Origin of the sequence: Nocardioides jensenii JCM 1364 = NBRC 14755 (assembly GCF_001552535.1) — a bacterium.
GTDB classification, from domain to species: domain Bacteria; phylum Actinomycetota; class Actinomycetes; order Propionibacteriales; family Nocardioidaceae; genus Nocardioides; species Nocardioides jensenii.
The window spans coordinates 82,081-95,605 of sequence record NZ_BCRJ01000024.1 but is presented as its reverse complement, the minus strand read 5'-3'; the positions used below and the strand labels follow the sequence as shown (position 1 = coordinate 95,605).

10 protein-coding genes are annotated in these 13,525 nt (G+C 69.5%); 6 read left to right on the top strand and 4 right to left on the bottom strand.

The window, feature by feature from the left end:
* The first annotated feature begins 91 nt into the window (after nucleotides 1-91).
* The 6 genes from NJ4_RS07530 (at nucleotide 92) to pabB (ending at nucleotide 8,956) form a co-directional block, all read left to right on the top strand.
* Complete coding sequence (locus NJ4_RS07530) at nucleotides 92-1,615, top strand: Re/Si-specific NAD(P)(+) transhydrogenase subunit alpha (protein ID WP_067432475.1); 1,524 nt, start codon at nucleotides 92-94, stop codon at nucleotides 1,613-1,615.
* 18 nt (nucleotides 1,616-1,633) lie between these two features.
* Nucleotides 1,634-3,052, top strand: coding sequence for a Re/Si-specific NAD(P)(+) transhydrogenase subunit beta (pntB, locus tag NJ4_RS07525; RefSeq protein WP_217996796.1), 1,419 nt, complete (start codon nucleotides 1,634-1,636; stop codon nucleotides 3,050-3,052).
* A gap of 141 nt (nucleotides 3,053-3,193) precedes the next feature.
* Nucleotides 3,194-5,101: an anthranilate synthase family protein gene (locus tag NJ4_RS07520; RefSeq protein ID WP_067432469.1), complete on the top strand. Its 1,908-nt coding sequence runs from the start codon at nucleotides 3,194-3,196 to the stop codon at nucleotides 5,099-5,101.
* 248 nt (nucleotides 5,102-5,349) lie between these two features.
* Nucleotides 5,350-7,023 carry a sulfatase-like hydrolase/transferase gene (locus NJ4_RS07515; protein WP_157550890.1) on the top strand — a complete coding sequence of 558 codons (1,674 nt, stop codon included), beginning with the start codon at nucleotides 5,350-5,352 and terminating at the stop codon, nucleotides 7,021-7,023.
* Between the two features lie 41 nt (nucleotides 7,024-7,064).
* On the top strand, nucleotides 7,065-7,655 hold the full coding sequence (locus NJ4_RS07510; protein WP_067432463.1) for an anthranilate synthase component II: 591 nt from the start codon (nucleotides 7,065-7,067) through the stop codon (nucleotides 7,653-7,655).
* Nucleotides 7,652-8,956, top strand: a complete 1,305-nt coding sequence (pabB, locus tag NJ4_RS07505) for an aminodeoxychorismate synthase component I (RefSeq protein ID WP_067432460.1) — start codon at nucleotides 7,652-7,654, stop codon at nucleotides 8,954-8,956. Before NJ4_RS07510 ends, pabB begins: the two co-directional genes overlap by 4 nt.
* A 74-nt stretch (nucleotides 8,957-9,030) precedes the next feature.
* On the opposite strand, the gene NJ4_RS07500 is transcribed toward pabB, so the two are convergent.
* The 4 genes from NJ4_RS07500 to NJ4_RS07485 form a co-directional block, all read right to left on the bottom strand.
* Nucleotides 9,031-10,569: a S1C family serine protease gene (locus NJ4_RS07500; RefSeq protein WP_067432458.1), complete on the bottom strand. Its 1,539-nt coding sequence runs from the start codon at nucleotides 10,567-10,569 to the stop codon at nucleotides 9,031-9,033.
* 97 nt (nucleotides 10,570-10,666) lie between these two features.
* Nucleotides 10,667-11,419: a M50 family metallopeptidase gene (locus NJ4_RS07495; protein WP_082748276.1), complete on the bottom strand. Its 753-nt coding sequence runs from the start codon at nucleotides 11,417-11,419 to the stop codon at nucleotides 10,667-10,669.
* Between the two features lie 3 nt (nucleotides 11,420-11,422).
* Complete coding sequence (locus NJ4_RS07490; protein ID WP_245644499.1) at nucleotides 11,423-12,676, bottom strand: sensor histidine kinase; 1,254 nt, start codon at nucleotides 12,674-12,676, stop codon at nucleotides 11,423-11,425.
* 131 nt (nucleotides 12,677-12,807) lie between these two features.
* Entirely contained in the window at nucleotides 12,808-13,512 is a 705-nt protein-coding gene (locus tag NJ4_RS07485) for a response regulator transcription factor (RefSeq protein WP_067432452.1), read from the bottom strand.
* Nucleotides 13,513-13,525: the final 13 nt, after the last annotated feature.

The window sequence follows — 13,525 nt, the reverse complement described above, 5'->3', positions numbered from 1 at the left end:
AGGTGTCCGCGACCCATGCGGAGCCCTGCCGGAACCGGGTACGTCGCAACAGACCGCGCGGTCGTCATCAGCATCGAATCGGAGTGATCACATGATCATCGGCGTCATCAGGGAGGCACAGTCCGGGGAGACCCGGGTCGCTGCGACTCCTGCCACTGTCGGCCAGCTGCTCAAGCTCGGCTATGACGTCATCGTCGAGACCGGCGCCGGTGTCGCCTCCAGCTTCGCCGACGAGGCGTACGTCGAGGCGGGCGCGAGCATCGGCGATCCGTTCGAGGGCGACATCGTCCTCGGCGTGAACGCGCCGGCGGACGCTCAGCTGGACCAGCTGCGGGAGAACGCGACGCTGATCGGCATCCTCAACGCCCGGCTGGACGAGAGTGTCGTCGCTGATCTCACGGCCCGTCCGATCACCGCCCTGTCGATGGATGCCGTGCCGCGCATCTCGCGTGCGCAGTCGCTCGACGTGTTGAGCTCGATGGCAAATATCGCGGGCTACCGCGCCGTGGTCGAGGCTGCTCATGTCTTCGGTCGGTTCTTCACCGGCCAGGTCACGGCTGCGGGCAAGGTCCCGCCGGCCACGGTGCTGGTTGCCGGTGCCGGTGTCGCGGGTCTCGCCGCGATCGGTGCGGCCGGTTCACTCGGAGCGGTGGTCAAGGCCACTGACCCGCGCCCCGAGGTCGCGGACCAGGTGAAGTCGCTCGGTGGTGAGTACCTCGCGGTGGAGGACCCGTCCGCCGAGGTGTCGGCCACCGGTTACGCCAAGGAGATGGGCGACGACTACAACGCCCGCGCAGCCGCCCTCTACACCGAGACCATGCCCGGGGTCGACATCGCGATCACCACGGCGCTGATCCCGGGGCGCGCTGCTCCGCGGTTGATCACCGCGGAGATGGTCGCCTCGATGAAGTCGGGAAGCGTCATCGTCGACATGGCTGCCGGGTCCGGCGGCAACGTGGAGGGTTCGGTCGCCGGCGAGGTGGTCACCACCGCGAACGGCGTCACCATCATCGGCTACACCGACCTCGCCGGTCGGCTGCCGGCCCAGGCCTCACAGCTCTACGGCACCAACCTGGTCAACCTGCTCAAGCTGATGACGCCGGAGAAGGACGGGCAGCTGGTCCTGGACTTCGATGACGTGGTGCAGCGCTCGATCTGCGTCGTACGCAACGGTGAGTCGACCTGGCCGGCACCGCCCGTGCAGGTCTCCGCCGCGCCCGTCGCAGCTCCGGCCGCCGAGGTGGCGGTCAAGGAGGAGAAGAAGCCGGCCAGCCCGGCGCGCACCTACGGCATCATCGGTGGCGCGGCCCTGTTGTTCTTCCTGCTGGTCGCGGCGTCTCCCGCCCAGTTGCAGATGAACCTGACCGTCTTCGCACTGGCCGTGGTGATCGGCTACTACGTGATCGGCAAGGTCCACCACGCGCTGCACACGCCGCTGATGTCGGTGACCAACGCGATCTCCGGGATCATCGTCGTCGGCGCGCTCGAGACGATCGGCCGCTACGACGGCACGATCACCGCGGTGTCCTTCGTGGCGATCCTGCTCGCCAGCATCAACGTCTTCGGTGGCTTCGCGGTGACCCGCCGCATGCTCGCCATGTTCTCCAGGTCTTGATAGGTAGCTGAGGAAATCATGAGCATCGAATCCGCATCGGCCGCTGCCTACGTCGTAGCCGCCCTGCTCTTCATCCTTGCCCTCGCCGGGCTGTCCAAGCACGAGTCCGCCAAGGCCGGCAACTACTACGGCATCGCCGGCATGGCGATCGCCCTGGTCGCGACCGTGGTCCTGGCCATCGACAAGGACATCGAGGGCCTCGGGCTCGGCCTGCTGATCGCGGCCGTGATCGTCGGTGCCCTGGTCGGCCTGCAACTGGCTCGCACGGTCGAGATGACCGGCATGCCCGAGCTGATCGCCCTGCTGCACTCCTTCGTGGGGTTGGCCGCGGTGCTGGTCGGCTGGAACGGCTACCTGCACATCGAGGCGCACCCGCACGGTGCCGACGCCCGGATCCTGGAGCACGCCGACCTGCTCGGCATCCACTCCGCCGAGGTCTTCATCGGCGTGTTCATCGGTGCGGTCACCTTCACCGGCTCGATCGTGGCCAACCTGAAGCTGTCGGCGAAGATGAAGTCCGCGCCCCTGGTGCTGCCGGGCAAGAACTTCATCAACCTCGGTGCCCTGGTCCTCTTCGCAGCCCTGACGGTGTGGTTCGTGATCGACCCGTCCCTGTGGCTGCTGATCGTGGTCACGATCGTCGCGCTGGCCCTGGGCTGGCACCTGGTCGCCTCGATCGGCGGCGGTGACATGCCCGTGGTCGTGTCGATGTTGAACAGCTACTCCGGGTGGGCCGCGGCCGCGTCGGGCTTCCTGCTCAACAACAACCTGCTGATCATCGTCGGCGCGCTGGTCGGTTCCTCGGGTGCCTACCTGTCCTACATCATGTGCACCGCGATGAACCGCTCGTTCATCTCGGTGATCGCCGGTGGCTTCGGCATCGAGGCCGGCCCGTCGGAGGACACCGACTACGGCGAGCACCGCGAGACCAACGCCGAGGACGTCGCCGACCTGCTCACCCACGCCAAGTCGGTGATCATCACCCCCGGCTACGGGATGGCGGTGGCCCAGGCGCAGTACGGCGTCGCGCAGCTGACCTCCAAGCTGCGGGACAAGGGAATCGAGGTCCGCTTCGGCATCCACCCGGTCGCCGGCCGGTTGCCCGGTCACATGAACGTGCTGCTCGCCGAGGCGAAGGTGCCCTACGACATCGTCCTGGAGCTCGACGAGATCAACGACGACTTCGACGACACCACCGTGGTGTTGGTGATCGGTGCCAACGACACCGTCAACCCCGCCGCCGCGGAGGACCCGTCGAGCCCGATCGCCGGCATGCCGGTGCTGACGGTGTGGAACGCCGAGAACGTCGTGGTGTTCAAGCGGTCGATGGCCTCCGGCTACGCCGGCGTCCAGAACCCGCTGTTCTTCCGGGAGAACTCGCAGATGCTCTTCGGTGACGCCAAGGACCGCGTGGAGGACATCCTCCGCGCACTCTGACCGCTCGCCGGCGTACATCGCCGCACGCGCCACGAAGTCGTCGTCCGGGTCCAACCGGACGGCGACTTCGTGCATCCGGGGCCCGAACCCACCACGTGAGCACTGTGCCGCCGTACCGTGGTGCGCCGCTAGGCTTCGGCCATGCCCGAGACCCCTGCCGCCCCGACCGATGCGCGCGCTGCGCTGGAGGAGCTGCGGGGCCACGAGGCCTGGGCCATCGTCCGCCAGAAGGACGCAGCAACCCTGTCGCTGGTCGGCGGCCGGCGCACCGTCGTGGAGAGCCTGCTCGACGTGCCGCTCGAGACCGGCGTCCCCACCGACGGCCGGCAGTTCGACCGACTCGTGGCGGTGCCCTACCGCCAGGTCCGGGAGCGCGGCTTCGACGCGATCGACGACGAAACCCCGTTGGTCGTCGTCGACATCGACCTCGAGCAGCACGTGGCGTACGCCGACCTGCTCGCCGCCCTGCCCGACGTACCGGTCGAGTTCGACGACCCGGGCGGCTTCGACTCCAGCGACGACGACTACACCCACGTGGTCGAGAAGGTCATCGCCGAGGAGATCGGCAACGGAGAGGGCGCCAACCTCGTGGTGGCCCGCAACTACCGGGCCAAGGCCCGCGGCTGGGGCGACGACCAGGCGCTGACCGTGCTGCGCCGGTTGCTCGAGCGCGAGCGCGGTGCGTACTGGACCTATGTCTTCTTCACCGGCGACCGCTACCTCGTGGGGGCGAGCCCGGAGCGCCACGTCAGCATCCAGGGCGGCGACGTGCGGATGAACCCGATCTCGGGCACGTTCCACCTGCCCAAGCAGGCGCAACCGCAGGAGCAGACCAAGGCGCAGCTGCTGGAGTTCCTCGCCGACGAGAAGGAGATCTACGAGCTCTTCATGGTCGTCGACGAAGAGCTCAAGATGATGTGCGACATCTGCCACGAGGGCGGCCAGGTGCTCGGCCCGTTCCTCAAGCCGATGACCCACCTCGTGCACACCGAGTACCTCCTGGCCGGCCGCACCGACCGCGACCCGCGCGAGGTCCTGCGCGACACGATGTACGCCGCCACGCTCACCGGCTCGCCCGTCGAGAACGCCTGCCGCCTGATCGCGAAGTACGAGCCCGAGGGCCGCGCCTACTACGGTGCAGCGCTGGCGCTCTTCGGTCGCGACGGCGAGGGACAGCCGACCCTCGACAGCCCGATCGTCATCCGCACCGCAGACGTCAGCACCGAGGGCGTGCTCCGGGTGGTCGCCGGAGCCACCCTGGTGCGGGACTCCGACCCGGCCACCGAGGTGCGCGAGACGCACGCCAAGGCGGGCGGCATCCTGAGCGCCTTCGGGCTGGTGCCCCCGGCGGCCGCGCCTCCCGAGAGTCTCGGCGAGCTGGCCCGTGACGAGGACGTGCTGATCGCCCTGAACGCCCGCAACCAGCGGCTCTCGAAGTTCTGGCTCACCGACCAGGAAGGGGCGGCGCCCGACGTCGCCCTGAAGGGCAAGTCCGTGGTGATCCTCGACGGCGAGGACGACTTCGTGAACATGCTGCGGCACGTGCTCACCGTGCTCGGCATGACCTCGACCGTGGTCCGCCACGAGGACTACGCGCCGGGTGCGCTCGACGGGTTCGACCTGGTCATCGTCGGCCCCGGCCCTGGTGACCCGCGCGACGACGGCCACCCGAAGATCGTCACGTTCCGGACCGCGGTCGACGCGCTCCTGGCCGCCGAGCAGCCGTTCCTCGCGGTGTGCCTGGGGCACCAGACGCTGTGCCAGCGGTTGGGGATTCCCCTTGCCTACAAGGACATCGTCTTCCAGGGCACCCAGTCGCCGGTCACGATCGACGGCCGCACCGAACGAGTCGGTTTCTACAACACCTTCGTCGGAAGGGTCGAGGGTCAGGCTCCCGACGGGGTCACGGTCGAGGCCGACCCCGAGTCCGGTGACGTGCACCTCGTGCGCGGGCCGCACTTCCGGGGTATCCAGTTCCACGCGGAGTCGATCCTGACCGAGAACGGCTACGACCTGATCCACGACCTGATGCGCGAGCTCCTGACCTGAGCCGCGACCGGGAGCCGACCCGGACCGCAGGACAGGTAACCGGGCCCCGAACCGCGACTGGCACGCCCGGGATCGGCGCCACGGCAGGGACTTACCTGTCGCACGGTCCGGCAGATCGATCGGGCATCTCCTGAGAAGATCACGCCCTCCCCGGCGCAACCTTTCGGGCCTCACCGACGTCTACAGGGCAGAGGCTCGAACCAGACGGGGGTTTGCGGGTGCGGTTCCGGGTGTTGTCCCTTGCGCTCTTGGCGACGCTCCTCGTCGCCGTGGCCGCCGTCGTCGTCGTGACCGGGCGCTCTCCGGCCACCGTCGCCGACGCGAACGCGCACGGCGCGCCGCCCACCACGATCGCGGCGCCGGCCGAGATCCCGGTCCGACCCAACATCGTGCTGGTGCTGATGGACGACTTCTCCATGGACCTGCTGCAGACCATGCGCTCGGCGGAGGCGATGCGGCGACAGGGGGCGACGTACGACCGGGCGTTCGTGGTCGACTCCCTGTGCTGCGTGTCGCGCTCGAGCCTGATGACCGGGCAGTACCCGCACCAGACCGGGGTGCTGACCAACACCGCCAACCTGCCCAACCCCTACGGGCCGATCGGCGGCTGGGAGGCGTTCTCGGCCAATGAGAACACCCACCGATCGGTCAACGTGCAGCTCCGGGAGGCCGGCTACACGACCGGTTTCGTCGGCAAGTACCTCAACCAGTTCGAGCCCGGCATGACCGACCTGGAGCTGCCGGCGGGGTGGAGCGAGTTCAACGCCCTGTTCGGGTCGGCGTACGACGGCTGGGGTTTCGCCAGCTCGTACGTCGAGGGCGGCGAGCTGCGCACCAGGGAGCACCCGATACCTCCCGCATCGGCGAGCGACGCCGAGAAGGATGCTGCCTACGCCGGCACGGTGACCCAGGACCTGGCCCTCGACTTCATCCGCCGGCGCACCCCGCGCGAGGAGCCCTTCTATCTCGAGGTGGCGCCCTACGGCCCTCACAGCAGGGTCAACGGGGACACACCCTGGCCCGAGGAGCCGCTCTTCCCGCCGGCGATGCGTGATCGTGTCGGCCACCACGGTGCCCTGGGCAACTGTGGCCGGGTCGACTGCGGCGACCTCGGCCTCGACGACCTCGTGGGCCACGGCGACGACCAGACCGACAACCTGCCGGTGCGCGCGGACGGCAGGCCGGCGCCGGGGTGGAAGCCCACGACCACGCTCCTGCAGGGTGAGGATGCCGTGGTCGACCTGCGCAACCGGGCCCGCATGGTGGCCTCCATCGACCGCATGGTCGAGCGGATCCTGGCCGCGGTCGACGACGACACCTACGTCGTGCTCACGTCCGACAACGGGTTCCACCTCGGCCAGCATGACCTCGAACGCGGCAAGGGCGCGCCCTACGACTCCGACGCCCACGTGCCGCTGCTCGTGGTCGGTCCCGCCGTCGAGCCGGGCGTGCGCCGACAGGTGGTCAACAACATCGACCTCGCCACGACCTTCCAGGACCTGGCCGGCGTCGCCCCACCGGCGTGGCGTTCGGGTACGTCGCTCGCGCCCAGTCTCGCCGACGCCGCGACGCACGGCAGCCGCTACGCGTTCTTCGAGCACACCTACGCACCCTCGCTCGGGATGGATCCCGACAAGGTCTACTCGGGCGGAACCATCGACATCATCCCGTCGTACCTCGCGATCCGGAGTCGGGACGCACTGCTGGTGCGCCTCGACCTCGACGACGACTGGGAGAGCACCGACTACGCCTGGGAGTTCTACGACTACCGGGATGCACCCTACGAGCGCAGCAACAGCTACGCCGACCCCGCGAAGCAGGGTGAGGTGCGCCGGATGCAGCGCCGGCTCGAACGCTTCGCGCGCTGCCGGGAGTCGGGTGACGACGCGGTGCCGGCGAGGTGCCGCGCGCTGACACGATGAGCGCGTGACGCAGGAGCCACCTCACCCAGTAGGTTGCGCATGTGGCCGATGCGGAGACGAGGGTCGTGGTGGTCGACCACCACGACTCCTACACGTGGAACCTCGTGCACCTCGTCGCCGCGGTCACCGGGGAGCTCCCCGTGGTCGTGCAGCACGACGCGACCGAGGCGGCGTACCTTCTCGCCTTCACGCACGTGGTGCTCTCGCCGGGCCCGGGGCACCCTGCGGTCCCGGCTGACTTCGCGGTCGGCACCGACGTGCTGCGCGCTGGCACGACGCCGGTGCTCGGTGTGTGTCTCGGCATGCAGGGCCTGGTCACGGCGTACGGCGGCACGGTCGAGCGGATCACCCCCGCCCACGGTGACGTGGTCTCGGTCCGGCACGACGGCACGTCGGTCTTCGTCGGGCTGCCCGCGTCGTTCGACGTGGTGCGCTACCACTCGCTCGCGGCCACCAGCGTGCCCGACGACCTGGTGGTGACGGCGGTGTGCAACGGGGAGCCCGGTGAGCCCGACGTGGTGATGGGGGTGCGGCATCGCACCCTGCCTCTGCACGGTGTCCAGTTCCACCCCGAGTCGATCCTGAGCCGGCACGGCGTCGAGCTGGTCGCCAACTTCCTGGAGCTCCCATGACCGACCCGGTGCCGTACTTCCTCGAGATCGCCGGTGCACATGATCGCTGCTTCTGGCTCGACGGCGGGGGCGCACGCCCCTGGTCCGGGCGTCGCTCGATCGTCGGCTGGCTCGACGAGGACGACATCTCGCTGACGTACGACGCCCGCACGCGTCAGGTGCAGCGCATCGTCGGAAGCCGTGCTGAGGTCATGGGCGAGGACATCTTCGCGGCACTCGAGGCGGAGTCGGCCGACGATGACGCCGACGTGCACTGGGTCGGCTACCTCGGCTACGCCAGCCGTCCCGACCTGCCGTCGCTCGTGGATCCCGACGACCCGATGCCCACGGCGGTGTGGATGCGGACCAGGAACGTGCGGATCTTCGAGCACCCGGACGTACCCGGTGGCCCGGAGATCCTCGAGGACCACGCTGGTGCGCCGGGTCGGAGCGGCGCAGCCACCCCTCGCTCCTCAACCATCGACGCGCCCGACGACTACCGCGACGAGTTCGCCCACGTGCAGGAACAGCTGCATGCCGGCAACTCCTACGAGGTGAACCTGACCTATCGCCGCACGATCCTCTCCGGCCTCGACCCAGTGACGGCGTACCTGCGGCTGCGTGAGCTCAATCCGGCGCCGTACGCCGGGTTCCTCCAGCACCGCGGTGCCTGGTTGTTGAGCTCGTCGCCGGAGAGGTACGCGACCATCGACCGGCACCGTCGGATCGAGACCAAGCCGATCAAGGGCACCACGCCCCGGGGCGAGACGCCGGAGGAGGACGAACGCCTGCGTCGTCTGCTGGCCACTGACCCGAAGTTCCGCGCGGAGAACCTGATGATCGTCGATCTTCTGCGCAACGACCTGGGCATGGTCTGCGACGTGGGCTCGGTGGAGGTCCCGGTGCTGATGGATGTCGAGTCCTATCGCTCGGTGCATCAGCTGGTCTCCACGGTGCGGGGGCATCTGCGTGATGACGTGACCACGATCCGCGCGCTGCGCGAGCTGTTCCCGGCCGGGTCGATGACAGGTGCCCCGAAGCTGCGCACCATGGAGATCATTCGCGACGTGGAGGCATCGGCCCGAGGCGTCTATGCCGGTGCGTTCGGCTGGATCTCCGGTGACGGTCGCGCGGACCTAGGCGTGGTGATCCGCAGCCTGACCACGACGGGTGACGGCACCTGGCAGCTGGGCACCGGTGGCGGCATCACCGTGCGCTCGGACGTCGACGAGGAGTACGCCGAGTCGCGGTGGAAGGCCGAGCGTCTGGCCCGCGTCTTTGACCAGCCCGGGTCGGGCAGTTTCACAGGCTCACCTGGGTGAAACTGCCGGATTGACGCGAAGTTTCCCGTTGACCGGGCAGAACCACAGGCTCGCCTGTGAAACTGACCGGCACCTCACAGATCGTCGAAGAGCTGGGTCTTCTCGGCAAGCGTCACGTCCATGGTCTGCTCCTCGCCGTCGCGGAGCACCCGCAGCGTCACCTTGTCGCCGGGACGGTAGAGCAGCGCCGTCGTGATCAGGCCGAGACCCTCCGCGATCGGGTAGTCGTCGATCGCCACGACGACGTCGCCCGTCTCGAGACCGGCCGCCTCGGCGGGGCTGTCGGAGGTGAAGTCGGCCACCTGGGCGCCTTGGGCGACTCCGGACTCCCGGGCGTTGCCGGGCACGATGCCCAGCCAGGCATGAGTGGGGTCGTCACCGTTCTTGAGCTGTTCCACGATCGGTGAGATGACGTTGATCGGGATCGCCCAGCCGATGCCGATCGAGCCGAGGTCGCCCGCGTCGCCGGTGTCGCGCACCGCCGTACGGTTGGCGGAGTTCATCCCGACCAGCTCGCCCTTGATGTTGACCAGGGCGCCACCGGAGTTGCCGGGGTTGATCGCTGCGTCGGTCTGCAGCGCCGGATAGGCCATCACCTTCTGTCCGGGGGCGACCGGTCCCACGTTGACCGGCCGGTTGACGGTGCTGATGATGCCCGCGGTGACGGTCGACTCCAGACCGTACGGCGACCCGACGGCGACGACCGCCTGACCGACCTTGAGGTCCTCCGCGGCGCCGAACTTCATCGGCGTGAGCCCCGATGAGTCGTCGGCCTTGATCAGCGCGATGTCGAGGTCGGGGTCGGCGCCGACGAACGAGCCGGTGGTGCTTGAGCCGTCGTCGAAGAAGATGGTCAGGTCGCCGTCGATGCCGTTGAACGCGACGTGATAGTTCGTCAGGATCAGGCCGTCGTCACTGAGGATGATCCCCGAGCCGGTGCTGCCGCTGCTGGCGCCGAGCGCCTCGATCTTGACCACGGACGGCAGGGTCTTCTCGGCCACGGTCTGCACGGAGACGAGATCTTGGAGGTTGAGACCGCCGATGTCGATCTGGCCCGCGTCGACCTTGTCGCCATCTCCTCCGCCGCCGGAGGTCTCGTCATGCAGGTAGCCGCCGCCGAACCCGGCGCCCGCACCCAGGATCAGGGCGCCGGCGAGAAGCCCGATGCCGGCACCTCCCGACCGTCCGGCCCGGGCCGAACCGTCCTTGCGTCGCTTGCCCGGAGGCGCCGGGTAGGGCTGCTGGGCGGGCGGCTGCTGCGGTGGGCCCCACTGCTGCGCCGGCTGATGGACCGGCTGCTGCGGCGCCTCGTGCTGGGCCGGCCCCGGCTGGGCCGACTCCTGCGGGGGCGCGAACCGCGATGGTGACTGGGGCTGCTGGCCCTGCGGCGGCCCCCACTGCTGCTGAGGGTGGTGAGGCGCTGAGTGCTGCGGTCCCGGCTGGTGCGGTGCCTGGTGCCGAGGTGTCGAGTGGTCGTCGTTGATGTCGAGCCGCAGGGTCGGCTCGGGCTGCCCGGCAGGGCCTCTCTGCTCGGCCTGCATCCGGTCTGCCCGCGCGCCGGGGCGGATCGCGGTGGTCGGTTCCTTCGCGTCGCCCGCGTTCTCATCGCTCATGGCCGACATCATGCCGTGCACCGACGCTTCGGAAACCCGGCGGGAGCCCCGAAGTCTGCGGCCGGGCGACTCGGGGCGCCCGCGCCGGTCGACCCGTTCAGATCACGGCGAACAGAGCCAGGGCGAGACCGGCCAGGTTGGCCAGCCCGAAGACGCCGATCCAGAAACCCGCGGGCAACGGAGTGAGGCGGGCGAGCTGGTCGGCGTCAGAGCCGGTACGACGACCGCGCCGCTCACGCATCAGCTCGAGGACTGGCTTGGGAGCGGCGAAGAGCAACACCCACGTGAGCAGATGAGCGATCGTGGACTGCACGGATGCGGAGAGGTACCAGGAGGCGGCGGCCAGGCCCGCACCGATCACGAGCAGCACGAGTGCGCCGTACCAGTTGCGGATCTGGAGGAACATCAGCACCAGGGCGAGGACGACCAGCCACAGCAGGGCCAGGGCGCGACCGTTGGCGAGCAGCACGGAGGCGCCGAGCCCCACGGCGGCCGGTGCGAGGTAGCCCGCGCAGAGCATGGCCACCATGCCGGGGCCTCGCGGCCGCCCCCGGGAGACCGTGACCCCGGAGGTGTCCGAGTGCAACCGGATCCCCGAGAGCCGACGACCCACGAGCAGCGCGACGAATGCGTGCCCGGCTTCGTGCACCACGGTGACCAGGTGGCGCACCCAGTGCCAGGTCAGCGGGTGCAGGACCAGGGCGAGGGCGACGGCCACGATCACCAGCACCACCTCGCGCGGGGGCGGGTCCTGCACGGTGGTGGCCCGGCCCCAGACCTCACCGGCCACCTCGGACAGGGCCACCTCGGACAGGGCCAACTCAGACAGGGCCAGAACAGACAGCGCCATCGATCAGGCTTGCTGCAACGTGCGACCGGGCAGGCGCAAGGTCAGGCAGGCGCCGCCGTCGGGCAGGTTCGAGGCAGCGACCGTGCCCGAGTGACGCACGGCGGTCTGCCGCACGATCGAGAGTCCGAGACCCGAGCCCGGCATCGAGCGGGACTCCTGCGAGCGGTAGAACCGATCGAAGACGTAGGGAAGGTCGGCCTCGGCGAAACCCGGGCCCTGGTCGTTGACGGTGAGGACACCGTCGCCCAGGCGCACGGTGACGGTGCCGTCCGGTGGGCTCCACTTGGCCGCATTGTCGAGCAGGTTCATCACCGCCCGTTCCAGGGCGGCCGACTCGCCGGTGACCCACCAGTCCTCCGCGTCGACGTCGAACTCGATCGATGACGCGCGTCTCCGGACCCGGGCGATCGCTCGGTCGAGCACCTCCTTGAGGTCGACGAGCTCGACCTGGTGCGGGGCGTGCTCGTCGCGGCCGAGCTCGACCAGGTCGCCGATCAGCGTGGTCATCTCCTCGATCTGGGCCTGGACGTCGTCGAGCAGCTCGGCCCGGGCGTCGTCCGGCATGCCGCCGGCGGCGTCGGCCTGCAGCAGTAGGTCGAGGTTGGTGCGCAGGGAGGTCAGGGGAGTGCGCAGTTCGTGGCCGGCATCGCCAACGAGCTGGCGTTGTCGTTCGCGCGAGGCCTCGAGGGCGGCCAGCATCGTGTTGAACGCTGACGAGAGTCGCGCGATCTCGTCGTTCCCCTCGACCGCGATCGGGGTGAGGTCCTCGGTGCGGGCGATGTGCTCGACCCGGTCCGTGAGCCGGAATACGGGTCTCAGCCCGCTGCGGGCCACGCCCCATCCGGCCACTCCGGCGGCGATCACGCCGGCCACCCCGAACAGCAGCATCACGATGCCGAGGCGGCCCAGGACCTTCTCCTGGGCGTCCAGCGACTGGGCGATGACCAACGCGACGCCGTGGTCGCGGGTGGGCACGGTCACCACGCGGTAGCGGGTGTCTCCAGCCTCGATCGTGCGGATCGAGTGGGCGTCCTTGCCGGTGACCACGGCCATCTCCTGCTTGCCGAGCGGGAGCGTCGGACCGCCGTCGATCGACCAGGTACGGCTGGTGGTGATGAAGGCGATGCGCACATCGGCGGCACCGAAGGCCCACGACGGCCAACGCATCTCGACGGTGAGCTCGGAGAGGGTCGGCGTCTTCGCGGCGCTCTCGGCGCGGTCGAGCAACGAGGCGTCGAGGCTGGCCTGCATCTGCATGCGCACGGTGACATAGGCGCCCAGGGCCAGGACGGCGACCGTCAGGCCGACCGCGAAGGTGGTGAGCAGGGTGACCCGGCTGGCCAGGCTGCGCCGGTAGTGCCAGCCGCCGGGGTCACGACCCAGGGTGCTCAGGGCGATTCCTTGAGCACGTAGCCCACCCCGCGCACGGTGTGCAGGAGACGCGGTTCGCCTTCGGCCTCGGTCTTGCGGCGCAGGTAGCCGACGTAGACCTCGAGTGAGTTGGCCGTGGTGGGGAAGTCGTAGCCCCAGACCTCCTCGAGGATGAAGGCGCGCTCCAGCACGCGGCGCGGCCGGCGCAGGAACATCTCGAGCAGCGCGAACTCGGTGCGGGTGAGCTCGATGGCCCGCTTGCCCCGGCGGACCTCTCGGCTGGCCAGGTCGAGGGTCAGGTCGGAGAAGGCCAGCGTCTCGTCGACCAGCTCGTCATGGGGAACGACCCGGCGCAGCAACGCGCGGAGCCGGGCCAGCAGCTCCTGCAGGGCGAACGGCTTGGTGAGGTAGTCGTCGGCGCCGGCGTCGAGTCCGTCGACCCGGTCGCCGACGGCGTCGCGGGCAGTGAGCACGAGGATCGGGATGTCGTTGCCCGCGGTGCGGAGCGCCTTGGTGGTCTCGATGCCGTCCAGTCGCGGCATCATCACGTCCATCACGACCACGTCGGGCTTCAGGTTGCCGATGCCGGCCAGCGCCTGTGCGCCGTCCTCGGCCATCGACACGGTGAATCCGTTGAACTCCAAGGAACGCCGCAGCGACTCCCGGACGGCGCGGTCGTCGTCGACGACGAGCGCGTGGGGCTTGGACGCAGCGGTGCTCACGTCACCACTGTGC